The sequence below is a fragment of the Streptosporangium sp. NPDC002544 genome, from assembly GCF_040295965.1.
GTDB lineage: Bacteria > Actinomycetota > Actinomycetes > Streptosporangiales > Streptosporangiaceae > Streptosporangium.
Map to the genome: position 1 here is coordinate 13,257 of NZ_JBEOWJ010000057.1, position 24,667 is coordinate 37,923.

The 24,667-nt window shown below is 68.4% G+C and carries 21 protein-coding genes; 10 read left to right on the plus strand and 11 right to left on the minus strand.

The window, feature by feature from the left end:
* The first annotated feature begins 118 nt into the window (after positions 1-118).
* From ABT061_RS46020 to ABT061_RS46045, 6 genes are all read left to right on the plus strand, one after another.
* Positions 119-1,246 carry an acyl-CoA dehydrogenase family protein gene (locus ABT061_RS46020; protein WP_350930027.1) on the plus strand — a complete coding sequence of 376 codons (1,128 nt, stop codon included), beginning with the start codon at positions 119-121 and terminating at the stop codon, positions 1,244-1,246.
* A 25-nt stretch (positions 1,247-1,271) separates the two neighbouring features.
* On the plus strand, positions 1,272-2,531 hold the full coding sequence (locus ABT061_RS46025; RefSeq protein ID WP_350930028.1) for an acyl-CoA dehydrogenase family protein: 1,260 nt from the start codon (positions 1,272-1,274) through the stop codon (positions 2,529-2,531).
* Between the two features lie 45 nt (positions 2,532-2,576).
* Positions 2,577-5,030 carry a CaiB/BaiF CoA transferase family protein gene (locus ABT061_RS46030; RefSeq protein WP_350930029.1) on the plus strand — a complete coding sequence of 818 codons (2,454 nt, stop codon included), beginning with the start codon at positions 2,577-2,579 and terminating at the stop codon, positions 5,028-5,030.
* A 115-nt stretch (positions 5,031-5,145) separates the two neighbouring features.
* A complete protein-coding gene (locus tag ABT061_RS46035) occupies positions 5,146-6,438 on the plus strand; it encodes an MFS transporter (RefSeq protein WP_350930030.1) in 1,293 nt (430 codons plus the stop codon).
* Between the two features lie 86 nt (positions 6,439-6,524).
* Positions 6,525-7,049, plus strand: a complete 525-nt coding sequence (locus ABT061_RS46040; protein WP_350930031.1) for a DoxX family protein — start codon at positions 6,525-6,527, stop codon at positions 7,047-7,049.
* Positions 7,050-7,207: 158 nt separating this feature from the next.
* A complete protein-coding gene (locus ABT061_RS46045; RefSeq protein ID WP_350930054.1) occupies positions 7,208-7,618 on the plus strand; it encodes an SDR family NAD(P)-dependent oxidoreductase in 411 nt (136 codons plus the stop codon).
* Positions 7,619-7,850: 232 nt separating this feature from the next.
* Here the strand turns inward: ABT061_RS46045 and ABT061_RS46050 are convergent, their stop codons facing one another.
* The 5 genes from ABT061_RS46050 to ABT061_RS46070 form a co-directional block, all read right to left on the minus strand.
* Positions 7,851-9,440 (minus strand): ABC transporter substrate-binding protein, encoded by a 1,590-nt coding sequence (locus tag ABT061_RS46050; protein ID WP_350930032.1) that lies wholly within the window; start codon positions 9,438-9,440, stop codon positions 7,851-7,853.
* 181 nt (positions 9,441-9,621) lie between these two features.
* Positions 9,622-10,674, minus strand: a complete 1,053-nt coding sequence (locus tag ABT061_RS46055) for an ABC transporter ATP-binding protein (RefSeq protein ID WP_350930033.1) — start codon at positions 10,672-10,674, stop codon at positions 9,622-9,624.
* Entirely contained in the window at positions 10,671-12,731 is a 2,061-nt protein-coding gene (locus ABT061_RS46060; protein WP_350930034.1) for a dipeptide/oligopeptide/nickel ABC transporter permease/ATP-binding protein, read from the minus strand. Before ABT061_RS46060 ends, ABT061_RS46055 begins: the two co-directional genes overlap by 4 nt.
* Positions 12,728-13,675, minus strand: coding sequence for an ABC transporter permease (locus tag ABT061_RS46065; RefSeq protein ID WP_350930035.1), 948 nt, complete (start codon positions 13,673-13,675; stop codon positions 12,728-12,730). The genes ABT061_RS46060 and ABT061_RS46065 overlap by 4 nt, the downstream gene beginning before the upstream one ends.
* A 342-nt stretch (positions 13,676-14,017) precedes the next feature.
* The gene (locus tag ABT061_RS46070) at positions 14,018-15,448 is read right to left on the minus strand and encodes an NAD-dependent succinate-semialdehyde dehydrogenase (protein WP_350930036.1); all 1,431 of its coding nucleotides are present in this window, start codon (positions 15,446-15,448) and stop codon (positions 14,018-14,020) included.
* A gap of 188 nt (positions 15,449-15,636) precedes the next feature.
* Here ABT061_RS46070 and ABT061_RS46075 point away from each other — a divergent pair, with 188 nt between their 5' ends.
* Both ABT061_RS46075 and ABT061_RS46080 read left to right on the plus strand, forming a co-directional pair.
* Positions 15,637-16,821: a thiolase C-terminal domain-containing protein gene (locus ABT061_RS46075; RefSeq protein ID WP_350930037.1), complete on the plus strand. Its 1,185-nt coding sequence runs from the start codon at positions 15,637-15,639 to the stop codon at positions 16,819-16,821.
* A gap of 1 nt (position 16,822) precedes the next feature.
* Positions 16,823-17,230, plus strand: coding sequence for a Zn-ribbon domain-containing OB-fold protein (locus ABT061_RS46080; RefSeq protein WP_350930038.1), 408 nt, complete (start codon positions 16,823-16,825; stop codon positions 17,228-17,230).
* A gap of 150 nt (positions 17,231-17,380) precedes the next feature.
* On the opposite strand, the gene ABT061_RS46085 is transcribed toward ABT061_RS46080, so the two are convergent.
* The 5 genes from ABT061_RS46085 to ABT061_RS46105 form a co-directional block, all read right to left on the minus strand.
* Entirely contained in the window at positions 17,381-18,232 is an 852-nt protein-coding gene (locus ABT061_RS46085) for an enoyl-CoA hydratase/isomerase family protein (RefSeq protein ID WP_350930039.1), read from the minus strand.
* Between the two features lie 33 nt (positions 18,233-18,265).
* Positions 18,266-19,174 (minus strand): SDR family oxidoreductase, encoded by a 909-nt coding sequence (locus ABT061_RS46090; RefSeq protein ID WP_350930040.1) that lies wholly within the window; start codon positions 19,172-19,174, stop codon positions 18,266-18,268.
* Positions 19,175-19,295: 121 nt separating this feature from the next.
* Positions 19,296-20,561 carry an acyl-CoA dehydrogenase family protein gene (locus ABT061_RS46095; protein WP_350930055.1) on the minus strand — a complete coding sequence of 422 codons (1,266 nt, stop codon included), beginning with the start codon at positions 20,559-20,561 and terminating at the stop codon, positions 19,296-19,298.
* A gap of 174 nt (positions 20,562-20,735) precedes the next feature.
* Positions 20,736-21,293 carry a VOC family protein gene (locus ABT061_RS46100; protein ID WP_350930041.1) on the minus strand — a complete coding sequence of 186 codons (558 nt, stop codon included), beginning with the start codon at positions 21,291-21,293 and terminating at the stop codon, positions 20,736-20,738.
* Positions 21,290-21,760 carry a pyridoxamine 5'-phosphate oxidase family protein gene (locus ABT061_RS46105; RefSeq protein WP_350930042.1) on the minus strand — a complete coding sequence of 157 codons (471 nt, stop codon included), beginning with the start codon at positions 21,758-21,760 and terminating at the stop codon, positions 21,290-21,292. The genes ABT061_RS46100 and ABT061_RS46105 overlap by 4 nt, the downstream gene beginning before the upstream one ends.
* Positions 21,761-21,905: 145 nt before the next feature.
* Between ABT061_RS46105 and ABT061_RS46110 the strand changes: the two genes are divergently transcribed.
* Both ABT061_RS46110 and ABT061_RS46115 read left to right on the plus strand, forming a co-directional pair.
* The gene (locus tag ABT061_RS46110; protein WP_350930043.1) at positions 21,906-22,346 is read left to right on the plus strand and encodes a Zn-ribbon domain-containing OB-fold protein; all 441 of its coding nucleotides are present in this window, start codon (positions 21,906-21,908) and stop codon (positions 22,344-22,346) included.
* Positions 22,347-22,406: 60 nt separating this feature from the next.
* Positions 22,407-23,585, plus strand: a complete 1,179-nt coding sequence (locus tag ABT061_RS46115) for a thiolase family protein (protein WP_350930044.1) — start codon at positions 22,407-22,409, stop codon at positions 23,583-23,585.
* A 271-nt stretch (positions 23,586-23,856) separates the two neighbouring features.
* On the opposite strand, the gene ABT061_RS46120 is transcribed toward ABT061_RS46115, so the two are convergent.
* Positions 23,857-24,558, minus strand: a complete 702-nt coding sequence (locus tag ABT061_RS46120; protein ID WP_350930045.1) for a TetR family transcriptional regulator — start codon at positions 24,556-24,558, stop codon at positions 23,857-23,859.
* Positions 24,559-24,667 lie beyond the last annotated feature (109 nt).

A 24,667-nucleotide genomic window follows, 5' to 3' on the forward strand; every position in this document is an offset into this window, starting at 1 on the left:
TTGTGTTTTCCGATACGCCCCACTTAGGATGCTCACGCGATCGAGGCTTGTGCGGCACCGAACGCACCGCACGAAGAAAGCCGCTGCACCACGTGCAGCGAGCTCTGAGAGGATGGGCATGGAGCTCGAACTTTCCGGGGATCAGAGGTCCTTTCAGCAGACGGTCCGCAAGTTCCTTGAGGCTGAGGCACCGCTCAGCCTCGTGCGTGACCTGGCGGACGACCACGGCAGGCTCCCGGACAACTACTGGTCACAGGGCGCCGAGCTGGGATGGACCTCCATGCTCGTGTCAGAGGAGGACGGCGGCGGAAGCCTGGCCGGCCGGCCGCTGCTGGATCTGGTCATCGTGGCGGAGGAGATGGGCAGGCTGCTCTCTCCCGGCCCGCTGATCCCCTGCAACGTGGTCGCCGCGGCCCTGGCTCGATCGGGTTCCGCGGAGCAGCGCGGGACCGTCCTGCAGGAGATCGTCTCCGGTCAGGCGATCGCGGCCTGGGCCTTCGCCGGGCCGCTGGGCGGGTGGGACGCCGACAGCGTGTCGATGCGCGCCGAGACCGACGGTGACGATTTCCTACTGAGCGGGACGAAGTGCTACGTGGAGGCCGGCGACCTCGCCGACCACGTCCTGGTGACCGTCTGGTCGGATGCCGGGCTCACCCAGCTCATCCTCCGGAGCGACACCCCGGGCCTCACCGTCGAGCCGGTCGGCAGCCTGGACTTCTCCCGCCGGTTCGCGACCCTGCACTTCGACGGCGTGCGGGTGCCGTCGTCGGCCCTCGTCGGCACGGCGGGCGGAGCCGCGGACGATGTGGAGCACCAACTGCGGATCGCGATCGCGCTCCAGTGCGCCGAGACGATGGGCATGCTCGACCAGGTCTTCGAGAAGACCCTGGAATACGCTCAGGACCGGGTGGCCTTCGGCCGCCAGATCGGCTCCTACCAGGCGATCAAGCACCGTCTCGCCGACCACAAGCTGTGGCTGGAGGCCGGACACGGGCTGGCCACCGCGCTGGCCCGTGCGATCCAGGACGGCGACGCGGGCGCGGCCGAGCTGGCCAGTGCGGCCAAGGCCCATATCGGCGACCAGGCCGTGAGCATCCTGCAGGACTGTGTCCACATCCACGGCGGGATCGGCGTCACCTGGGAGCACGATCTGCACCTGTACCTGCGGCGCGCCACGGTGAACCGCGTGCTTTTCGGCGACCCCGCCGCCCACCGTGAGCGCCTCTGCGTGCTCGCCGGAATCTGAGCTACGAGATCACGAGGAACAAGACGTGACTGACAGGGAACTTGAGAGCGTCGGGGCATTCCGTGGCCGGGCCCGGGCGTGGCTCGCCGAGAACATGCCGCGTGCGGACGCCGCGAGTGGCAAGGGCACGGCGGGAGACGACGAGGATTCCGCAGAGCAGGTGAGCCGGGGCAGGGAGCTCCAGCGGCTGCTCTTCGACGGCGGCTTCGCCGGGATCCTGTACCCCAGGGAGTACGGTGGCCAGGGCCTGACGGTCGAGCACCAGCGCGCCTTCCTTGAGGAGGCGGCCGAGTACGCGCTGCCGCGGCTGTTCTCGGTGACGCACGGGATCCTCGGCCCCACCCTGCTCGACCACGGCAGCGAGGAGCAGAAGCGGCGGCACATCCCCGCCATGCTGCGCGGCGAGGAGTTGTGGGTCCAGTTCCTCTCCGAGCCCAGCGGCGGCTCCGACATGGCCGGGGTGCTCACCCGGGCCACCCGCGACGGTGACACCTACATCGTCAGCGGCGCGAAGACCTGGAGCACAGGGGCGCATTTCTCCGACTACGCCATGGTCCTGTGCCGCACGGACTGGGAGGCGCCCAAACACCGCGGCCTGTCGATGATCCTGATGCCCATCCGCAGCGAGGGCGTGACCGTCCGCCCGATCAAACTGGCCAACGGCAGCGCGCACTTCTGCGAGGAGTTCCTCGACGAGGTGGTGCTCCCCTCGGAGAACATCATCGGCCGGCAGAACGACGGCTGGACGGTGGCCTCGCGTCTGCTGTTCCACGAGCGCAACATGGTCGGGGGCAACAGCTACAACGACCACGCGCGGGAGGCGAAGACATCCGACGGCGAGGACCCGCTGATCTCGCTCGTACGCGGCGTGGAGCGTGCCAAGGACCCGACCGTACGGCAGTTGCTCGGCGAGGCGATCGTCCTGTCACACCTGCCCGGCCACACCGCTGAGCGGGTCAACGCCGGCATGCGGACGGGGCGGATCCCCGGTCCGGGTGCCTCCCTGCTCAAGCTGCTGTCCGCCCTGTCCGGATACCGCCGACACGAGATCGCCCTGGAGATCGCCGGTGAGCGCGCCGCGATCTGGAGCGCGGGGGACGACACCTCGCACGTCGGCGTCGAATGGCTCGTCGCCCGCAGCGCGACCGTCGCCGGCGGCACGAACGAGATGCAGCGCAACCAGATCAGCGAGCGGGTGCTCGGACTTCCCCGGGAGGCTTCTCCCGACAAGGGCATTCCCTTCAAGCAGGTGCAGCACAACTCTCAGGCCCTCCGGCGAGGTTGACCGCGTCCCCCCGTCCCTGACAGGTCTCTGACAGCGGAGTAGAAAATGACACACCCGATCCTTGAAGGCCTGACCGTCCTGGAGTTCGGCGCCGGCAGCCAGCCGACGGCTCTCGCGGGCGTCCTGCTCGCCGACAACGGCGCCCGCGTGATCAAAGTCGAACCTCCCGAGGGTGACCGGCTCAGGACGTCATCACCCTCCGCCTTCCTGGTCTTCAACCGGGGCAAGGAGAGTGTGGTGGCGGACCTGCGCACCCCTGAGGGACGTGAGCGGGCCCGATCCCTCGCCGCCACCGCGGACGTGCTGATCGAGGGCTTCGCCCCCGGCGTCGCGGAGGAGTTCGGCATCGGCTACGACGACCTTCGCGAGCTCAACCCGGGGCTCGTGCACTGCTCCATCACGGGTTTCGGCTCCACCGGTCCGTACGCGGGGCTGAAAGCCTACGAGCACGTCGTGCAGGCCAAGGCGGGCACCTTCACACTCGGCGCGGGCGGGGTCTTCGGCTACCGTCCGGGCCCGATCTTCATCAACGCCCCGATCGCGAGCACCGGCGCCGGCCACCTGGCCGTGTCCGGAATCGTGGCGGCCCTGGTCGCGCGTGAGCAGAGCGGCCGCGGGCAGCGCGTCGAGGCGACCCTGCTCCAGGGCATCACGCCGTCGGACTACTTCGGGACGATGGAGTGGCAGTCCAACCAGGGGCTCCTGCCCACGCCCCAGCGGGCCGGCTCAGGCTCCGGCGGGACCAAACCTCCCGCGACGGTGGCGGCCAGCCGGTACTCCTACATGCCGTGCACGAAGGACGGCCGGTGGGTGTTCTTCACCGCTCTGCTGCCGCACCAGGCCGCCGCCGTGCTGCGGGCTCTCGGCCGGGAGCACATCCTCGCTGAGCCCCGGTTCCGTGACGCGCCGCGGTTCCCCACCGCGGAGGACGCCCAGGCGTTCGAGGACGAGATCTGGACGGCGTTCCGTCAGCGTACCTTCGCCGAGTGGGACGAGCGGTTGCGGGCCGAGCCCGACGTCGCCTACGAACTGGCCCGCACCAGCGAGGAGGGGCTCGACCACTCGCAGGTGCGCCACAACGGCGAGGTCGTGCTGGTGAACGACCCCCGCGTCGGCATCGTCGAGCAGGTCGGCCCGCTGGCGAACTTCCAGGCCACGCCGGCCCGGATCATCGGCTCCGCGCCGGCCGTCGGGCAGAGCCGTCCGCTGCCGGCGGAACCCGCCGCCGCCCGGGAATCCGGTCCGTCGCCGGAGCACCCGCTGGCCGGGTTCACCGTCGTGGAGTTCGGCTACTTCTACGCGATGCCGTTCGGCACGGCGCTGGCCGCCTCCCTTGGGGCACGGGTGATCAAGATCGAGGACCGCCGGGGCGACCCGATGCGATTCTCCTTCGGCGTGCCCGAGACCGGCTCGGCGAAGACCATGGAGGGCAAGGAGAGCATCTCCGTCGACCTCCGGACGCCGGAGGGCCGCCAGGTCGTGCACGACCTGGTGGCCAAGGCCGACGCCTTCGTCAACGGCTTCCGCCCCGGCGTCGCCGAACGACAGGGCGTCGACTACGAGACCCTTTCGAAGATCAACCCCAAGTTGGTCTATCTGCACTCCGCGGGCTACGGCACCGAAGGCGAGTTCGCGAACCGGCCGATCTTCGCGCAGTGCGCCTCGTCGGTCGCCGGGGCGGTGCACCGTCAGGCCGGCTTCTGGCTCGACTCGGCGCTGACGGAGGGGATGGATGTCCCCGAACTCCAGGCGGTGATCCTGCCCCGCCTGCGCGGCTACACCGACGGAGACTCGAACGCGGCGCTCGTCACGTGCACGTCTCTCGTCCTCGCCCTCTACCACAAGCGACGGACCGGACAGGGCCAGTTCCTGTCCACCAGCATGCTCGGCGGCAACCTGTGGGCCTACGCCGACGACGCCGTTCGCTACGAGGGCAAGCCCGAGGCACCGATGACCGACGCCGACCTGCACGGGCTCCATGCCCTGTACCGGCTCTACCAGGCCGCCGAGGGGTGGGTCTTCCTCGCCGCGCCCCGGCAGCAGGAGTGGGAGACTCTGGCACGGGCGCTGGATCGTTCCGACCTCCTGGAGGACCCGAGATTCAGCACCGGCGAGCAGCGGTCGGCGAACGACGACGCCCTCATCGGCGAACTGGAGACGGTTTTCCGTGGCCGGGACGCCGAGGAGTGGGAGAGCGACCTGGCTCCGCGGGGCATCGCGTGCGTGGCCGTGTTCGAGGACACCAACTCGGCGTTCACCAACACCGACCCCGTGCTGAAGGAGACGGGTCTGGTCGCCGAGGTCGACCACCCCCTCTTCGGCCGCATCCTGCGGCACGGCCTGCCCGTCCGACTCTCCGAGACACCCGGGCGGCTGGCCGGCGGGTGCCTGGTCGGTCAGCACACCAGGGCCGTCCTGACCGAGCTCGGCTACACCGCGGAACAGATCGCCGCACTGGAGGCGAAGGAGGCCGTCTTCAGCGCCACCAATACGGTCTGACCAGATTTGCCGCCTTGCCGGTTGGTGTGCCTTCCTCGGCCACCAACCGGCCGTTTCGTCATTTCCCGTACTGGTTCCACCGCCGCCCCCACCGGCCGGCGTGGATGGAGGAAGAGTGAGCAATCCCCTGGAACCCACCGGCACGATCGACGAGGTAGTCTCCTCTCCCCCACGCGCCAGGGCCGGCATGTTCGCGACACTCCGGGTGGGGGCCTTCCTGCGGCTGTGGCTGGGGTCGACGATCGTGTTCCTCGGGGTGATGGCACAGAGCATCGCGCGCAGCTGGCTCGCCTTCGACCTCACCGGCAGCAGCGCCGCGCTCGGCGGAGTGCTCATGGCGTTCGGAGTGGCCATGATCGTCGCCACCCCCTGGGGCGGCGTGGCCGCGGACCGTCTGCCCAAGCGCATGGTGCTGCAGGTGGCGATCGGGTTGCTCACCTTCACCAGCGCGTGGATCGGGCTCGCCGTGTTGTTCGACGTCATCGCCTACTGGATGCTGCTGGCCGCCAGTGTGATCCAGGCCGTCGCCTTCGCTCTGTACAACCCGGCGCGGATGGCGTTCATCACCCAGCTGGTGCCGGCCGACGACGTTCCCGACGCGGTGGCCCTGATGCTCGTCAACGCCGAGGTGAGCCGGGTGGCCGGTCCGGCCCTGGCCGGCGTCGTCATCGCCTCCCTGTCGTACGGGACGGAGGCCGTCTTTCTCTGCTGCGCCGTCCTGTTCGCGGTCGGGCTCGCCGTCGGCTTCGGCCTGCCCCGCGGTTCGCGCGCCGAACCGGCGACGCCGCGGTCTCCCCTCGGGGAGATGGCGGACGGCCTGGGCTACGTACGGCGCCGGGGAGAGCTGACCGGCATCCTGGTCTGCACCTTCTGCGTGGTGATGATCGGGCTGCCCTACCTGGCCTTCCTGCCCGCCGTCTCCGACGGCCTGTTCGACGCCGGTTCCGCAGGGTACGGCATCCTCTCGGCCGTCTCCGCGCTCGGCGCCGTCATCGCCGGCATGCTTCTCGGTGGCCTCCGGCGCCGCCTGAACTCCTGGCACCTGCTGATCGCCGCCGGTGTCCTGTTCGGGGTCGGGATCCTGGTGCTGGCGGCGACCCCGTCCTTCCTGGTGGCCGCGGTGATCCTGGTGCCGCTGGGCGGCGGCCTCCTGATGTTCCAGACGCTCGGTCAGGCCATGCTCATGTCGTTGAGCGACGTCGAGTTCCACGGTCGCATCCAGAGTCTGGTGATGCTGAGCTTCGGCGCGTTCGGCATCGCGGCCCTGCCCCTCGGCCTGATGGCCGACGCGTTCGGCCTGCGAGGGACCTTCGCGGCCATGGGTGGCGGGGTGCTGCTCACCATGGTCGTCTTCGGCTTCGCCAGCCGGGGCCACTGGGCGCGGACGACGGTTCGCGAGCCTGCCTGACGGATGGCCCGGTCTCCGGGCACCGAACGAAATCTTTGATCGCCAGGTAAAAGGATCATCTCTGGTCCGCAGATGAGAGGACAGTCATGGAAGGCATCGACATCGCCGCCCTGATCCTTCGGGTCGCCGTTGGCGGCACGATGATCGCGCACGGTTGGAACCACGCGTTCGGCGGCGGGAAGCTGCCGGGCACGGCCCGGTGGTTCGAGTCGATCGGCATCCGCCCCGGGCGGGTACACGCGCTTTTCGCCACCCTGACGGAACTGGGCGCCGGCCTGCTGCTGATCCTGGGACTCGCGACACCGCTCGCCGCGGCCGGGGTCGTGGGCACGATGGTCGTCGCGCTGGTGGCCAACCACCTGCGCAACGGGTTCTTCATCTTCCGGCCCGGGGAGGGCTATGAGTACGTGCTCAACCTGATCGCGGCCGGTTGCGCGCTCGGCGCTCTGGGTGGTGGCGCCGCGTCCCTTGACAACGCCCTGGGGCTCGACCTCGGTGGCCTGCTCGGGCTCCTGGTGGCCGCCGCGACCGGAGGCGGCGGAGCCGCGTTGCTGCTCCTGACCTGCTGGCGGCCGAACTCGGTCGCCGCCAAGCCCTCGGCCTCTTCCTGAGGTAACCGCACTCACCCGTCACCTGTCCAGAGACTTCCGGACGCGGAGCGAAAACCGCGTCCGGAAGTCTCTGCCATATTCGGGGTTCGGCTGTTCCGGGCTGTCGCCAACATACGCCGACCAACTCGCTAACAGCTCTATGAGTCCATGGCGGCCTGATCCCGTCGTGGCAACCGCGCCATGCCCCCTACTCGTCCGCGAAGGCGCTCGTCATCGCACTGACCGTGAACATGCGGCCGGAACCGGCGGAGCATGGCATCGGGTGCACCGTGATCTGTCCTGGTGGCGTGGCGACCAACGTCCTCAATACGCCCAGCCATCGTCCGGAGCGATTCGGCGGCGCCGCGGCCACCGAGGTCACTCCCGCCGGGGGTGACAGCGGGCAGTTCCGGTACCGGGTCCGAACGGCCGAGCAGGTAGCGCGGATGACCCTGCGTGCCGTGCGCCGGGACGAGCTCTTCGTGCTCACCGACGGCAGCATGCGCTCCCTCCACGAGGACTACTCCAAAGAGGTGCCGGCGGCCTTCGACACCGCGACCGAGTTCGAAAGCGACCCTGTTTTCTCCTGAACCACCGACGATCTCCGGGTGATGTCGCGCGGTTTCGATCGTTCATCGTGGTCAGCGCGCCCACCGTCAATTGAAGACCTTCGCCTCGGTAACTTGCGTCTGTGATTTCCTGTCGGCTCGGTGTCACCCGACCGAAAGACCCCCGGACGCGAGGGGACCGCGTCCGGGGGTCTTTCGTCCCGCTCACTCCTCGGGGATGGGAGGAGCTCCCTTCGCCTTTCGAAGGACGGGACTACGACTTCTTGATGAAGATCTTGGTGACGTCAGGCTGCCACTGGGTCAGGGGGTCCGTCTGGTAGGTCATGTTCCCGATGACCTTGTCGTTGTAGACCATGTCCTGGAGCGGGAAGACCGTCGGCACGCCCAGGGCCAGATCCTTCACGACGATCGCCTGGCACTCCTTGACCCGCGTCTTGAACTCCTCGGTGGTCGGGTCCAGCGCCGTCGCCTGGGTGGAGCACTCGTCCAGGGTCGGTACCGGGAAGTGGCACACATTGGCGAACGCGTCGGTGGTGAACACCCGCGGGAAGATGTCAGGCATGGGACGGATCGGCGTGTAGCCGCTGATCTGCCCCTTCTCCCCCTTGTTCACGAACCAGTCCTCGACCTGGTTCGACGTGGGGATGATGTTGATCTTGACGCCGACCTTCAGCCACTGGCTCTGGACGATCTCCTGGTGTCGCTGCCCGTCCCCGGCGGTGGTGATCGCGTTGATGGAGAACCCGTCCGGGTACCCCGCCTCGGCCAGCAGTTGCTTCGCCTTCTCGACGTCGTACGGGTACAGGTCGACCAGTTCCTCGCTGTACACGGGGCTGTTCTTGGGCACCAGCCCCCAGGCCGGCTCGCTGTCGCCGGCGTAGAGCAGCTTGTTCACCTCGTCACGGTTGGTGGCGTAGTTGAGGGCCTGACGCACCTTCAGCTTGCCCAGCGGATTCGCGTCGCTGATGCACATGGTCTGAACCCACGGTGCCTGCAGCGTCCTGGACTCGCTCTTGAGGTTCGGGGGAAGCCCCTCCCGATCCGAGTGGGAGATGAGCGCGGTCCCCGTCACGAAGTCCACGGTCCCGGCCCGGAGCGCGTTGACGGCGGCGGCCCGGTTCGCCGTGTGCTGGTACTCGATCTTGCTCAGCTTGACGTTGGCGGCGTCCCAGTACAGCTCGTTCTTGGCCAGCACCACCTTGATGCCCGGCTGGTAGGACTCGATCTTGAACGGGCCGGCGGTGACCACGTCCCGCTCGTGGTCGCCCGGAACACTGATCGTCTTCGGCGAGACAGGGGTCGTCTCGGCGTCCGCGAGGAGCTTGTAGAACAGACCGGACTTGGGGGCGCTCAGGTTGATCGTGAACTCGGTCGGCGACTCGACGTCCATCGACGCGATCAGGGCGAGCCCGTCGGCCATCCGCAGACCGGCCGGCTTGCCCTCCTGGGTGCGCTTGATGCTGTTCACCGCCGCCTGCGCGTCCAGCACCTCGCCGTCGCTGAACTTCAGGTTCGGCCGGAGCACCACGCGGATCGTGCTGGAATCGACGATCTTCACCTCCTGGGCGAGGTCCGGCTGGAACTCACCGGTCGCGTCCATCTTCAGGAAGGAGTTCGTCACCGGGTACGTGTTCGTGTACTCCCCGGTCGCCATGGTCGCCGGGTCGAAGCCGAGACCACCGTTTACGGCGAGGTCCATCGCCCGGACGAGGACACCGCCAGAATCGGGCGCCGCCTCACCGCCACCGGTCGCGGTGTCGCCACCGCCGCCACAGGCGGCCAGTGAGAGTGCGACGGCCAGCAGTCCGGCGATCACAGAACCGTTGCGACGCTGTCTGTTCATGCTGCATGCCTCCAAATAGGCCGGAGGACCGAAATCAACCGGCGGGAACCTGCCTCGCTATGAACCCCCGCATGCGAGATTGATATTAATTAAGTAAATTATTTAGCTCTATTTTTCGACAACGGTCCACCCGTCACATCAGGTGGTGAACACGGTCACGGGCAGGACGTCGCCCGCGGGCTCAGGCCGGCTCCCCCGCGGTCACCGGCTCGCGGCGTCGCGGAAGCGGAAGGTCGACCACCGACCGGCCCGCCAGCGCGGGCCCACTCGTGTGCAGGTGGCAGTAGACGGTCGTCCCGTCGTCACCCACGTGCGGATCCGGCTCCACGCTCCTGCAGATGTCCATGACGTAGGGGCAGCGGGTGTGGAAGCGGCATCCGGCCGGCGGCCGGGCGGGAGAAGGGATCTCACCCTGTAGCGAGATCCGTTTCCGGGCGCGCTGCGCGACCGGGTCGGGCACGGGGATCGCCGACAGCAGACCTTGCGTGTACGGGTGCTTGGGCCGGGTGTACACCTCCTCCGCGGGGCCGTACTCGACGACCCGGCCCAGGTACATGACCGCGATGTCATGGCTGACGTGCCGCACGACCGCCAGGTCGTGGGCGATGAAGAGATAGGCCACCTGCTGGTCACCCTGGAGATCGGTGAGCAGGTTGATGACATCCGCCTGGGTGGAGACGTCGAGCGCGCTGACGGGTTCGTCCAGCACGAGCAGCTTGGGGTTGAAGGCGAGTGCCCGGGCGATCGCCACCCGCTGGAGCTGGCCTCCCGACATCTCCTGCGGGTAGCGCAGCCGATGGGACGGCTGCAGGCCCACCATCTCCAGTAGCTCGACGACACGGTCCTGCCGGTCGCCCGCGTACCCGTGGGTCCGCAGGGGCTCGGCGATGCTGGATCCGACGGTGGCCATCGGGTCGAGCGAGGAGTAGGGGTCCTGGAAGACCATCTGCATCTCACGGCGGAGCCTGCGGATCCGCGCCCTGCTCAGCGTGGTGATGTCCGCGCCGTCGAAGAGGACCCGGCCCGCGGTGGGGTCGATGAGCCGCAGCGCGAGCCGCCCCAGCGTGGACTTCCCGGATCCGGACTCGCCGACGAGTCCGAGGGTGCGGCTGGGCTTCAGCCGGAGGTCGACGCCGTCGACCGCCCGCACGTGGTTCACCGTGCGGCCCAGCATGCCCTTCCGGATCGGGTAGGCCTTTCGCAGCTCGTGGAGTTCGAGGATGTTCTCACTCATCGGGGCTGAACCACCTTCGGCTCCTCGGTGCGGACGCAGCGGACCTCGTGTAGCAGGGGGATGCCGCCGAGCTGGACGGGCCTCGTGTCACACAGCGACACGTGATCGGCGCACCGAGGGCCGAAGCGGCAGCCCGCGGGCAGTTCGGCGGGCAGCGGGACGACTCCGGGGATCGCGGACAACCGTTCTCCCGCGCCGGCCACCTGCGGCATCGCCTTGAGCAATGCCTTGGTGTACGGATGCCGCGGAGCGTGGAACAGCTCCTCGACCGGAGCCTGCTCGACCACCTGGCCGGCGTAGAGCACGATGACGCGGTCGCAGATGTCGGCGACCACTCCCAGGTCATGGGTCACGAAGATCATGGACATGCCGAGGTCCCGCTGCAGCGAGCGCAGGATGTCGAGGATCTCCGCCTGGATGGTGACGTCGAGGGCCGTGGTCGGCTCGTCGGCGATGAGCAGCTTGGGCTCGCAGGCCAGCGCCTGGGCGATCATCACTCGCTGTCGCATCCCACCGGAGAGCTCGTGCGGGTACTGCTTCAGCCGCACCCGGGGGTCGGCGATGCCCACCATGTCGAGGAGTCCCGCGGCCCGCTCCCGCGCACGCGCCCCTCGCAGGTCGGTGTGCAGGCTCAGTGTCTCGGTGAGCTGGTTGCCGATCGTGAAGGCCGGGTTCAGGCTCGACATGGGATCCTGGTAGATCATCGACAGGTCGTTGCCGCGCAGTTGCCGAAGCTCGGCGGCGGACATGGCGAGCACGTCCCTGCCCGCGAAGTTCACGGTCCCGCCCGAGATCCAGCCCGGTGGCGTCGGGATCAGCCGCATGACGCCGAGCGAGGTCATCGACTTGCCGGACCCGCTCTCCCCGACGAGACCGACCACCTCGCCGGGAGCCACGTCGAAGCTCACGCCGTCGACGACGGTGACCGGCCCGCTCTCCGTCGCGAACTCGATCCGCAGGTCACGTACCGACAGCAGGGCGGCGGGGTTCGCCTCCTCGGTCGGGGGCCGGTCCCTCTTCACCGAGGTCACGCCGAGACGGGCGCCCTTGCGGATGGCCTTCGGAGCCCGCACCGTCCGGTGCCCCATGGAGTCCCGCAGTCCGTCGCCGACGAGATTCCAGGCGAGTACCGCCAGCACGATGGCGATACCGGGAGCCAGCATGTGCCAGGGGTGCGCGAAGATGAAGTCGTAGGAGCGGCGGAGCATCTGCCCCCAGCTCGGGTCGGGCGGCTGGACTCCGAGCCCGACGAAGCTCAGCGAGGCCTCGGCGAGCAGCGCCGCACCGAGCAGGATCGAGACCTGCACGATCAACGGTGAGGCGAGGTTCGGCAGGACGCGTCTCCACAGGATGGTCGCGGTCCTGGTCCCGATCGCGCGGGAGGCCTCGATGAAGGTCTCCTCCTTGACCGCCAGTGTCTGGCCGCGGATGAGGCGGGTGAGACCGGGGATGAAGATCACCGAAATCGCGATCATGGTATTGTCGAGACCGGGCCCGAGGACCGCGGCGATCGCGATGGCGAACACCAGCGGCGGGAAGCTGGACATGCCGTCGATGAGACGCATGGCGACGTAGTCGACGCCCTTGCCCGCGTACCCCGACACGAGACCGAGCACCAGCGCGACCACGAGCGCCATGCCCACGATCTGGAAAGAGGCGCGGAGCGCGACCTGCGAGGCGAACACGATGCGGCTGAACACGTCGCGACCGAGGTCATCGGTGCCGAGATAGTGGGCAAAGGACGGGCCCTCGAAGGGGACGGCGTCCTGGGCCGCCGGGTCGTGAGACGCGATGAGGGGGGCGAAGGCGCTCACCACCACGATGATCACGACCCAGGCGAGGCCGAGCATCGCCGCCCTGTTGCGCCCGAAACGGCGGAGCGCGCGCAGCAGTGGGTTCGACGACCTGCCCTGCCGACGTCGCGGCTCCTCGCTCGTGGCGGCGGGCGAGTTGGAAGGTTCCATCGCCTCGCCCCGGGGCACATTCCCCATCAGGGTCTCGGGCTCCGCCTGCCCCTTATGGACAATCTGGACGTCGTCGCGCGGGTGGTCGGTCATGACGCACGCACCTTCGGGTTGAGAAGGCCGTAGCTGATGTCAAGCAAGAGCATGAGAATCACCTGGATGAGGGCGAAGAAGACCACGATCCCCTGAATGACGGGAAGGTCGAACGCGAGAACGGACTGCAGCAGATAGCTCCCCAGACCGGGCACGCTGAAGATCTGTTCGATGATCACGGCGCCGCCGATCAGGGAACCCAACTGGAGGCCGAGGATGGTGACCGCCGGCATCGCCGCGTTCTTCAGCGCGTGCTTGCCGACGACGCGACCGGGCGCGCCGCCTTTGCCCCACGCGGTGCGTACGTACGCCGACCCCATGACGTCGATGAGTGAGGCCCTGAGCTGACGGGCCTGGGTGGCCGCGGCGAGCATTCCCAGTGACAGCGCCGGGAGCACCAGGGAGCGCAGCCACCCCGCGGGATCCTCGGTCAGCGGGGTGAACCCTCCCGGCGGGAACCAGCCGAGCTCGATCGAGAAGACCGCGATGAGCACCATCGCCAGCCAAAAGCCCGGCACGGCCATACCGAGGCTGGCGCCGAGGACCGCGAGGCTGTCGCTCAGGCTCCCCGGCCGCATGCCCGACACGATGCCGGCCACCGAGCCGACCAGCACGCCGATGGCCAGCGCGGTGCACGCGATGGTCATCGTGACGGGGAGCCGCGTCCCAATGGACTCCATGACCGGTCGCCCGTCGATGAGCGAGTTGCCGAAGTCGAGAACGAGTGCACCTCGCAGCCACTCCCAATACTGGACTGGAAGGGGCTTGTCGAAGCCGTACTCCGCGCGGATCTCCGCGATGCGCTCGTGAGTGGCGTTCGCTCCCCCGGCGAGGGTCGTCGCGGCATCCCCCGGGATGAGCGCGATCAGCATGAACACGGCAAAGGAGACGAGAAGCATCACGGGCCCGATCGCGACGAGGCGTCTCAAAATCAGCGTTCCCATCAGCGGCTCTTCTCGCTGAACTGTCTCCGACGGCGCGCGAAAGTCAACACAGGTGGTCTCCAAAGAGGAAAAGTGAACTGTGAGGTCGTCGTTTACGGGTACAGACCAACGCCGTGTCACAGCGTCTTCGGAGGTCGTCGCCCTAGAATAGGGCGATTATCTACCTAATGCAATGATTTCACTTGGGTCGTCACATGTACCGGGAGGGGCATGTTAGAGGTCGCCGAAGACCTCCGGCGGACAGGCCAAAAAGTCATAACATATAGCCCAAAACGTATGTGGTGGGGCGCTCAGCCGCTTGGCTGAGCGCCCCACCACATCGACCGGGGCGGGCGGTGCCCCCTACAGCGCGATGCCGAGCACCTTGCTGTTCAGATACTCGGAGAGCCCCTCGCGAGCGCCTTCACGCCCCAGGCCGCTCTCCTTGACCCCGCCGAACGGCACGGCGGCGGAGGTCGGGTTGATGTCGTTGATTCCGATCATGCCGAAGTCCAGCGCCTCCGCGACCCGGTAGGCCCGGCTCAGGTCGTTGGTGTAGATGTACGAGGCCAGACCGTACGTGGTGTCGTTGGCCATCCTGATGACCTCCTCCTCGTCATCGAAGATGATGACCGGAGCGATCGGGCCGAAGGTCTCCTCGCGGTAGATGAGCATCTCCGGCGTGACGCCGGAGATGACGGTGGGAGCCCAGAAGTACCCGCCCTCGTAGGCGCCGCCCTTCAACTGCTCGCCACCGACCAGCACGTCCGCCCCGTGGCTGACGGCGTCGTCGACCTGCCGCTGCATCTTGGTCAGGGCCTGCTCGTCGATCAGAGGCCCCACGGAGATGCCGTCGGCCAGCCCGTGACCGGTCTTGAGCTTCGCGACCCGCTCGCGCAGCGTGGCGAGGAAGGTCTCGGCGATGGAGCGGTGCACGAAGATGCGGTTGGGGCTGATGCAGGCCTGGCCGGTGTTGAGGAACTTGACCGCGGCCGCGCCCTTCGCGGCCCGCACCGGGTCCGCGTCCGGGAAGACGATGAAGGGCGCGTGGCCGCCCAACTCCATCGAGACCCGTTTCATCTGCTCCGCCGCCCGGCCGGCGATGAACTTGCCGATCTCCGTCGAGCCGGTGAAGGTGATCTTCCGGACCGCCGGGTTGCTCAGCAGCTCGTCACCGATCGGCTCGGGGTCCGACGAGGACACCAGGTTGATCACACCGGCCGGCACACCGGCGTCGGCGAACACCTTGAAGGTCTCCACCGCGCACAGCGGCGTCTGCTCGGCCGGCTTGACCACGATGGTGCAGCCGGCGGCCAGGGCCGGCGCGATCTTCCTCGTGAGCATCGAGATGGGGTAGTTCCACGGCGTGATCGCGGCCGCGACGCCCACCGGCTGACGCAGCACGTGGAAGCGCTGGTCCGCCCGCGACGAGGGGATCGTCTCACCGTAGACCCGCTTCGCCTCCTCGGCGAACCAGAGTACGAAGTCCGCCGCGTAGCCGACCTCCGTACGCGCCATCCGGATCGGTTTTCCCTGCTCGCGGGTCATGAGCTGGGCCAGTTCCTCCTTGCGCTCCAGCATCAGCTCCCACGCGCGGTACAGGATCGCGGAGCGCTCGTAGGCGGTGCGCTTCGCCCAGGCGGGAAAGGCCTGCTCGGCCGCCGCGATGGCTGCCGCCACGTCCTCCCGCCCGGCATCCGCCACCTGCCCCAGGACGGCACCGGAGGCCGGATCCCTCGACTCGAACTCACGCGCACTCCGACTGGGCGCCCACTCACCGTTGATGTATAGCATGCAAGTATCTTACTGATTCAACTGATAAGCGCCAGTGCCGCGAAGATGTCGATCATCCTTGCTTGGCGAGCTTGTTAGTTCAATAATCTACCTACTAACCTGTCGCGCAGGACTCACATGACGGCTGCCCCGACGGTCGCTGACCTGACTGTGAGGCTGCCGTCGCAACGAAGTGAGGAGTACGCCGAGTGGCCACCTTTCGCCAAGCGGCGGTCGCGGGCGTCTACATGACGCCTCAGGGAGACCTGAGCGACCGCACATCCCAGAGCGTGTACCTCGAGTGCGTCAAGGGCGCGCTCGCGGACGCCGGACTGACCCTGGCCGACGTCGACGGGCTGATCGGCGCACCCCCCGAGGGGGTGGGCATCCGCGGCTCACTGCCCGGAGGCGCCTTCGCGGACCTGATCGGCCATCCACTGAAGTTCCAGGCCACCAGCAGCATCGGCGCCTCCGCCCAGTCGGCCGGAATCGGCCTCGCGGCCATGGCCATCGCACAGGGTGTGTGCGAGGTCGTGGTCATCCCGACGGTGGCGGCCGGCTCCGCCGCGGGGTACGCGGGCGCCGACCGAAACGCCGCGGTCGCGGCGATGGCGAAGCTGGGCAGCCCGTACGAGTACATCTGGGGAACCACCCGCGTCGCGGACTACGCGGTGGTGGCCCAGCGCCACATGCACGAGTTCGGCACGACCCCGGAGCAGCTGGCCGAGGTGGCCGTCGCGGCCCGCCACGGAGCCACCCTCAACCCGCTCTCCTACATGGGGCACCGCGGCGAGATCACCGTCGACGACGTGCTCTCCTCCCGCATGATCTCCGACCCCCTGCACCTGCTCGACTGCTGCGTGGTCAACCAGGGCGGCGGCTGCATCGTGGTGACCAGCACCGAGCGTGCCCGCTCGCTCGGGCTGCACACCCCCGTGTCGTTGCTCGGCTGGGGAGAGGGACACGGCTACCTCGACCCCAACCACCTCCCCGAGCTGACCGACCTCTACGGAGGCCGGGTGGCCGCGGACACGGCCTTCGGCATCGCCGGGGTGACCAGGGACGACATCGACGTCGCCGGCATCTCCGACCACTTCACCATCAACGTGATCGTGGAGCTGGAGAACGCCGGGTTCTGCAAGCGCGGCGAGGGAGGTGCCTTCGTCGAGGGCGGCGCCCTGAAGATCGGCGGCCGCCTGCCCACGAACACCGGCGGAGGTTTCCTGTCCTGCAGCCACGCCGCGAGCTGCGGCCTCTTCACCATGATCGAGGTCGTGCAGCAGCTCCGCCACGAAGCCGGGCCGCGCCAGGTCGCGAACGCCCGGCTGGGATACGTGCACGGCGTCGGCGGTGTGTCCCATGTCCAGTACGGCGCCATCCTCGCGAGGGACTGAGATGACCGAATACCAGAAGCTCCTGCCCGAAGTGACCCCGCTGCACATGCCCTTCTGGGATGCCTTGAAGCAGCACGAGCTCAAGCTGCAGAAGTGCGCCGGCTGCGGGACGTTCCGCCACATCCCCACCGAGATCTGCCAGCACTGCTACTCCGAGGACGTCGAGTGGACGGCGGTGAGCGGCCGGGGCGAGGTGTACACCTTCACCGTCGTGCGGCGGGCGCCGACTCCGGCGTACCAGGAGGAGGCTCCCTACGCCATCGCCCACGTCAAGCTGCCCGAGGGTCCGCGGATGATCAGCACGATCGTGGACTGCCCGGTGGAGGACGTCCGGATCGGGATGCCGGTCGAGGTCGTCTACGATGACGTCACCCCGGACTGGACGCTCTACCGCTTCCGCCCCGTCTGATCCCCGTCCCGCCCGAACGGCGTCAGGGCCCCGTCACCCGCAGGTGACGGGGCCCTGTCCGCTGCCGCCGCGTCCGTGCCGGCCGAGCGCGAGACGTACAGAAGCCCCGCCCGCCGTTTCCGGTGGGCGGGGCTTCCACGTGCTCCCAGATCAGCGACCCGTCCAGCTGGGAGCCCGCTTCTCCGCGAAGGCCCGGGGGCCCTCCTTCGCGTCATCCGACTCGAAGACCCGCTTCCAGACGTACTCCTCGAGCCTCCGCGCCTCCTCGACGCCGTAGTGCCGCCAGAACTGCACCATCGCTTTCGAGCCCTGCACGGGCAGTGGGGCGTTCGCCCCGATCATCTCCGCCATCTGCACGGCACGGTCGAGCAGGGCGCCCGGCTCGACCACCTGCTGCACGAAACCGAGCTGGTGCGCGCGCTCCGCCGACATGCGGTCGCAGGTCAGCAGCAGGTTCATCGCCTCACCCACCGGCATCACGCGGGCCAGGTGCTGGACGGCGATCCCGGCCATGATTCCCCGCTTGGCCTCGAAGACCCCGAAGTAGGCCTCGGTGGAGGCGATCCGGATGTCGCAGTCGATGGCCATCTCCATCCCACCGGCCACGCAGAGGCCGTTGACCGCGGCGATGACGGGCTTGGGGCAGGCGGCGAAGGGAAACTTCGGGATCGCGTCCACCCCGTAGGCCGAGCCGGCTCCCAGAACGCGGGCACGGTCACGCCGCTCCTCGGCCGTGATCTCGCCACTGGCCGCCTTGGCGTCGAGGCTCGCCGACTCCGCGTTGCGCTCGGCCATGGCCTTCAGGTCGGCGCCCGCCGAGAAGGCGCGACCCGTCCCTGTCAGGATCCCGACGCGCATCTCCGGGTCGGCGGCCAGTTCGGCCACCCCTTCCTTGAGGTCCGACTGCATCGCCGGGGTGATCGCGTTGAGCTGCTCCGGCCGGTTGAACCGGAACAACATGTAGTGCTTGTCCGGGTTTTTCTCGATGATGAGATCCGGCATTGGTTGATCCTCTCGTCGCGTTTCGGTCGCCGATCAGTACGGGCGGCGGAGATCGAACTCGACGTCGGCGAAGTGCGCGGCCTGCTTCTCCAGCTCGGCCACCGTCCACCTGTCCTTCTTGTCGATGGTGTCGACGATCGCCCACGGCTGGAACAGGTGGACCGCACCGCCATGCACGAAGAACACCCGTCCCTTGATCGGGCAGTCCTTCGTCGCCAGGTAGGCGACGAACGGCGCGATGTTCGCGGGGTCGTCCTTGTCGAACTCCTGGGAGGAGGTTCCCGTCAGGGACTCCCGGTCCTCCCGGCCGGGGATGGTGCCGGTCAGACGGGTCCGCGCGGCGGGCGCGATGGCGTTGGCCCGCACGCCGTAGCGCTCGAGCTCCCACTGGAGGATCATCGTGAAACTCGCCAGCCCGCTCTTCGCGGCGCCGTAGTTGGTCTGGCCGACGTTGCCGAAGAGCCCGGACGTCGAGGCGGTGTTGATGACCGAGGCGTCCACGGTGGCACCCGACTTGGACTTCTCGCGCCAGTACCGCGCGGCCGCGCGCGTGGGCATGAAGTGACCGCGCATGTGGACGCGGATGACCGAGTCCCACTCCTCGTCGGACATGTTGACCAGCATCCGGTCGCGCAGGATACCGGCGTTGTTCACGAGCACGTGGAGGTCCCCGAAGGTGTCCACCGCGGTCCGGATCAGCCGTTCGGCACCCTCGGCGTCGGCCACGTCGTCACCGTTCGCCACGGCCTCGCCGCCGGCGGCCCGGATCTCGTTGACGACCTCCTGCGCCGGGGTCGTGTCGCTGCCGCTGCCGTCGGTTCCGCCACCCAGGTCGTTGACCACGACCTTGGCGCCCTCCTTCGCGAAGAGCAGCGCGTGCTCGCGCCCCACCCCGCGACCCGCGCCGGTGATGACAGCAACCCGTCCGTCCAATGCACCCATGTACGTCTCCGCTTCCGTGTCGTCGACCAGACATCTCGTGGTCGCTACTTCATGCCATGTCCGATGAGGGCGAGGCCTGCGGATCCGTCCGCCGCCCCAGTTCGTCTCCGGTCGGGGACCGCTACCCGCTGACCTTCACATCCCGGAACGGGACGTCCCGATCCACCTGGGGCTCCTTGGGCAGCCCCAGCACCCGCTCGCCCAGGATGTTCTTCATGATCTCCGGCGTGCCACCGGCGATGCTGTTACCCGGAGCGGCCAGCAGCGCCGTGGTCCAGCGCCTGCTGACGGCATCGCCCGGCTCCCAGGCCTGTCCGGCGGCACCCAGGATCTCCTCAGCGACGTCGGCGACGTGGCGGGCCAGTTGCGTACCGGCCAGTTTGGCGATCGAGCCCTCCGGACCGGGCGCCTTACCCGCCCGGACGTCCGCCCTGATCCGCTGGGACAGCAGCTCAAGGATGCGCTCCTCGATGTAGACGGAGGCGAGCGACTGCCGGAGCACAGGGTCCGCCAGGACACCACGATCACGGGCGAGCTCGATCAGCGCGTCGAACTCGCCTCCCCCCACCCGGCGTCCCAGACCTCCTCCGCCGGCGCCGATGGAGACCCGTTCGTTCATCAACGTTCCGATGGCCGCTCGCCAGCCCTCGTCCACGGCTCCGACCAGGTTGCTCGACGGGACGCGAACGTCGTCGAAGAAGACCTCGTTGAAACCGCTCGTACCGGTCATCTGCCGCAGCGGGCGGATGCTGACGCCGGGCGAGCGCATATCCACGATGAACATCGTGATGCCCTTGTGCTTGGGCACGTCGACGTTGGTGCGCGTGACGATCAGGCCGTAGTCGGAGTAATGTCCCCCCGACGTCCAGACCTTCTGGCCGTTGAGCACCCACTCCTCACCGTCGCGGACGGCACGGGTCTGCAGGCTGGCGACATCGGAACCGGCACCCGGCTCGGAGAAGAGCTGGCACCAGACCTCGTCGCCGCGCAGCATCCTGGGGACGTGCGCCAGGCGCTGCTCCTCGGTGCCGTACTCCAGCAGCGTGGGCGCGCACATGCCGAGACCGATGATGAACGGCCCGGTGGGGATGACGTAGTCGGCCGCCTCCTCGTTGAACACCCGCTGGTGTTCCATGGTGAGGCCCTGACCGCCGTAGACCTTCGGCCAGCTGAGCCCGGCCAGGCCCGCGTCGAAGAGCTTCGCCTGGAAGCGCTTCGCCGTCTCCAGGGCGTGGAGGGACTCGCCGTCGTTCTCGTCCAAGGCGTCGTCGGACACCTGGACGGCGTCGCGGCGCTCGGCGCTCTCGGCCAGCCACGCACGGGCTCGGGTACGGAACTCGACGAGCTCCGCACTCTCGTCAGCCTTGTGCGCCTCGGACGCGATCATGTCGTTCACTGCGCTCCTTCTCGCGCTCGGCGTGGATGAGGCCGGCGGTTCCATGTCTGATGACCGAGTCGTGACACCGGCGCCCCATCGCCCCCACCGGAGACATCCCCACCGTAACGCAATCATAGGTTAATTAGATAGCTTATTGAACTGATAGATATGAACAGTGTCTCATCAGAGACCGGGCACTCCGATACCCTCGCCCGCCGCCAGCAACTCGTCGATCGTGCCCACCTCGGACGGCCCAACGACCGGCTCCTCGACCAGCTGCACCAGGGTTCCGAAGGAGTCCCGGGGATGCACGAAGACCTCCCGGTAGGACGGGTTCTCCAGATGGAGCCCGGTGAGCGGGTAACCGTGCGCCCGTAGTCTGTCGGCGGCCGCCTCGACGTCGGCCAGCTTGAACGTGATGTGGTGCAGCCCGCCCCCACCCGTCCGCCGCAGGAAGGAGTCCAGAAAGGTGGAACCGGCGAGCGGCTCGATGATCTCCATCCTGGTGCCGCCCGCGAAGCGGAGCTGCAGGCCACGGTAGCCGACCCGGACGTTGTCGCCACCGCGCAGGAACGCCCCGCCCAGCACGTCACGGTAGAGCGGCAGCACGTCGCGGATGCGCGGTACCGCGACCGCCGCGTGGTCGAAGGTGACCTCCAGTCCGCCGAGACCGCCCCCGATGTCCGCCGCGAACCCGGTCTCACCGGATCCGGCGACCGGGACACCCTGCTCCAGGGTCACGAGTCGCCTCCCTCTCGGGCCGAAAGCTTCCGGAAGTCCCAGCTGACGATCGCGTCCGGCGTCACCCGGAGCCAGGCGTGACGACCGTCGTGGGTCATCCGGTCCGAGCCGGAGTACTTGAGCGCGAAGAGCCTCTCGGGCTCCGCCAGCTCTCCGACCACCGCACCGGTCCGCGGCACCTCGCCGACGGCCACGGCCCGGCCCCTCAGCTCGACACCCCGCAGCTCGCCGTACTCGCCTCCGGTGTCGACCAGGACGGCGATCCGGGAATCCGCCCGCAGATCCGTCCAGCGCCGGCTCGGCATGAGCGAGTTCAACCAGAGCGACTTCCCGTCCCAGACGAACCAGAGCGCCGTCACATGCGGGCCGGACCCGCCCAGCGTGGCCACCCGGCAGGTCCGTTCGACGCCGAGGAAGTCGTCGATCTCGCCGGGGGTCATCGCGATCCGCCTCCCTCTACGCTGCATCGTTGCCATCATGTCCTTCCAAGAAGCGCTCAATTAAGTAGATTATTGCGCTAGTACGTCCGCAATGGGTAGCCTCCAATCTCGAATACTTCATCGACACAGCGTGGTTGGACGGCGCACATGCCCATGGCGAGAGGATGAAGCGATGAGCACGGTCAGTGACCGCGAGCTACTCGAACGACTCCCGGGTTTTCTCATCCTTCATGACAACAAGGAGTTCTACCGCGGGTGGCTCCGGCGTGAGCTGGTGATGAACCGCTGTCAGGACTGCGGTAACTGGCAGCATCCGCCACGCCCGGTCTGCCCGGAGTGCTGGTCCCAGGACGTACGTGCCACGCCGGTCAGCGGGAAGGGCGTGATCCACACGCTGATCTGGCTCCGCCAGGGACCGCCGGCTCCGGACGTCGACTACTCCACCCCTCACCCGGTGGCCATGGTGGAGCTCGTCGAACAGCCCGGACTGCGCTTCACCAGCACGGTGACGGGTGTCACGCAGGACGACATCGCCATCGGCTCCCCGGTGGAGCTGGCATGGATCGAGCGTCACGGCGAGCCGTTCCCGGTCTTCCGGCCGGCCGGATCATGACCCCGGGCAGGCGGTCGACCGCCACGCCGGGACGGCAATCCTCAGAAAGGGCATGAGTTGATGGCACGCAACCCGATCAAGGACCAGATCGCGATCGTCGGTGTCGGCTCGACCGGGTTCAGCCGGGACGCCGGCGGCCGTTCCCGCGACTCGCTGGTGGCCGAGGCCTCCATCAAGGCCATCAAGGACGCGGGGCTGGGTAAGGAGGACATCGACGGCGTCTGCGGCACCGGCCTCAGCGCCCGTGAGATGGTCTCGATGCTGGGGCTGCCCGAGGTGACCCACTACGTCAACCAGCCCGTGCCGATCGCGTTCCCGATCATCGACGCCATGAACGCCATCTACTCGGGTTCGTGCGACACCGCGCTGGTCTACCACGGGGTGTACCGGTCCCCGGCCATCTCCAGGTCCGCGGCGGCCGACCCGTTCCGGCGAGGGCTGGGGTTCGGCGGCCAGCCGCTCGGCGCATCGCGCAGGGTGGATCCCGAATCCGTCGAAGGCTCCGTGGGCTACACCGCGTGGGCGAGCCGCTACCTGCACGAGTACGACATCAAGCGCGAGCACCTCGGGTACGTGGCCGTGAACAACCGGAGCAACGCCGCGAGAAACCCCCTGGCGGCGATGCGCGCCCCCCTGACGATGGAGAACTATCTCAACGCCCGGATGATCCGTGACCCGCTCTGCCTGTTCGACATGGACGTGCCGGTGGACGGCGCCGACGCCTTCGTCCTGACCACCGCCGAGCGTGCCCGGGACCTGACCGACAATCCCGTGCTCATCCACGCGGCCACCGCCGGAACCATCGCGAAGAACGACGAGGACCAGACGCCCGGGCTGCACGACCACGGCCAGCACGTGGTGGTCAAGAACCTGCGGGAGAAGAGCGATCTCTGGATCCCCGACGTCGACGTGTACTTCCCCTACGACGGTTTCAGCTTCATCACCCTGGCGTGGATCGAGAACACCGGCTGGTGCGGCCCCGGAGAGGGCGGGGCGTTCCTGGAGGAGCACTGGGACAAGGACGCCAACCGGATCATGATCGACGGTCGGATCCCGGTGAACCCGCACGGGGGCGCGTTGTCCGAGGGCGGCACCCAGGGCTCCGGCCACGTCCGCGAGGCCGTCGTCCAGCTCCGCGGCGACGCCGGTGAACGCCAGGTCCCCGGCGCCCGCACGGCCCTCCTCACTCCCGGCGGCTTCTTCTTCAACGCCCAGGGGATCATCCTGCGCAGGGACTGAGGAACCGCCCCCGGCCAGTCGGCACGAGCGCCCCGCCCGGTCGGAGATCATCTGCCTGCCCTCGGAGCATGAGCCGTATCCGGTCCGAGGGCGGGGCAGCCGGCACCATCGGCGCCTCGCTCCCCGGAAGCGGATGTCCTCTGTCCGGCTTCTTACCGGCATCCGGGTATGGAGCCGCCGTCGCGGACGAGCGATCAGCCGGCAGGCCGAGGCACCGTCCGTGAGCGCGACGGTCCCTGCCCCGGCCCGGTGCTGGACCTGGTCGTCCGGATCATGGTGTGGCGCTCCGGGACCCCTCCTCGTGGGAGCGCGCCGCCTTCAGCAGGTCGTCGAGCCCGAGCAGGATCGCCTCGTACCCGAAGGCGCGGTAGTCCGCGGCCCGCAGATCCGGCACCTGGTCCCGGATCCGGCGCAGCGCGGGGTAGTCACCACTGACGGCGCCCGGGAGAGAGCGCCGCCGTCCACGCAGCCTGGCCTCGATGGTGACGCGCCCGACCCCGTAGGAGTGGAGCACGTTGTAAGCGAGCAGGGCCATTCGCTCGTCGAAGCCCGCGTCCAGCAGGATCTGGATGTTCGCATCCATCAACCGGCGCCCCTGTGCCGTGAGGCCGAGGTCGATCATCATGGCGTCGATCCCCGGGTAGACGCCCAGCACCCGGTTGGTCTCCTGATGGAGCAACCGAAGCCGTTCCATCCAGGTGCCGGCGTCCGACGGCGGGAGCCGGATCCCGGCGAGGATCACGTCGGCGACCAGTTCGAGCAGCGCCTGCTTGTTCTGGACGTGGTAGTAGATCGCCATCGGCGTCACGTCGAGTTCCCGCGCCACCTCACGCATACTGACCCCGGTGAAACCGACCCGCTCGGCGACACGCAGAGCGGCCCTGACGACCTCTCCCTCGCTGAGCTGCCCTCCTGGCACACGGTCAGCCGGCGGCTGGGCGGCGGCCTCTCGGGGAGGCTGCTCTGCGGCCACGGTCTCTCCTCCTACGCGATCGGGTCCCCTGCCCCGCCCCGGCGCGTCCCACTCCGGGACCATGTGGACGAGATGGGTGGAACAGCCCCACGTCCAGAACGGAGACTAC

Coding starts and splice junctions, on each gene's coding strand:
- ABT061_RS46090 (WP_350930040.1), bottom strand. CDS start 19,174: ATGGGTGCATTGGACGGACGGGTTGCTGTCATCACCGGCGCGGGTCGC.
- ABT061_RS46020 (WP_350930027.1), top strand. CDS start 119: ATGGAGCTCGAACTTTCCGGGGATCAGAGGTCCTTTCAGCAGACGGTC.
- ABT061_RS46105 (WP_350930042.1), bottom strand. CDS start 21,760: ATGCAGCGTAGAGGGAGGCGGATCGCGATGACCCCCGGCGAGATCGAC.
- ABT061_RS46070 (WP_350930036.1), bottom strand. CDS start 15,448: ATGCTATACATCAACGGTGAGTGGGCGCCCAGTCGGAGTGCGCGTGAG.
- ABT061_RS46080 (WP_350930038.1), top strand. CDS start 16,823: ATGACCGAATACCAGAAGCTCCTGCCCGAAGTGACCCCGCTGCACATG.
- ABT061_RS46055 (WP_350930033.1), bottom strand. CDS start 10,674: ATGAGTGAGAACATCCTCGAACTCCACGAGCTGCGAAAGGCCTACCCG.
- ABT061_RS46115 (WP_350930044.1), top strand. CDS start 22,407: ATGGCACGCAACCCGATCAAGGACCAGATCGCGATCGTCGGTGTCGGC.
- ABT061_RS46095 (WP_350930055.1), bottom strand. CDS start 20,561: ATGATCGCGTCCGAGGCGCACAAGGCTGACGAGAGTGCGGAGCTCGTC.
- ABT061_RS46065 (WP_350930035.1), bottom strand. CDS start 13,675: ATGGGAACGCTGATTTTGAGACGCCTCGTCGCGATCGGGCCCGTGATG.
- ABT061_RS46030 (WP_350930029.1), top strand. CDS start 2,577: ATGACACACCCGATCCTTGAAGGCCTGACCGTCCTGGAGTTCGGCGCC.
- ABT061_RS46110 (WP_350930043.1), top strand. CDS start 21,906: ATGAGCACGGTCAGTGACCGCGAGCTACTCGAACGACTCCCGGGTTTT.
- ABT061_RS46060 (WP_350930034.1), bottom strand. CDS start 12,731: ATGACCGACCACCCGCGCGACGACGTCCAGATTGTCCATAAGGGGCAG.
- ABT061_RS46040 (WP_350930031.1), top strand. CDS start 6,525: ATGGAAGGCATCGACATCGCCGCCCTGATCCTTCGGGTCGCCGTTGGC.
- ABT061_RS46085 (WP_350930039.1), bottom strand. CDS start 18,232: ATGCCGGATCTCATCATCGAGAAAAACCCGGACAAGCACTACATGTTG.
- ABT061_RS46050 (WP_350930032.1), bottom strand. CDS start 9,440: ATGAACAGACAGCGTCGCAACGGTTCTGTGATCGCCGGACTGCTGGCC.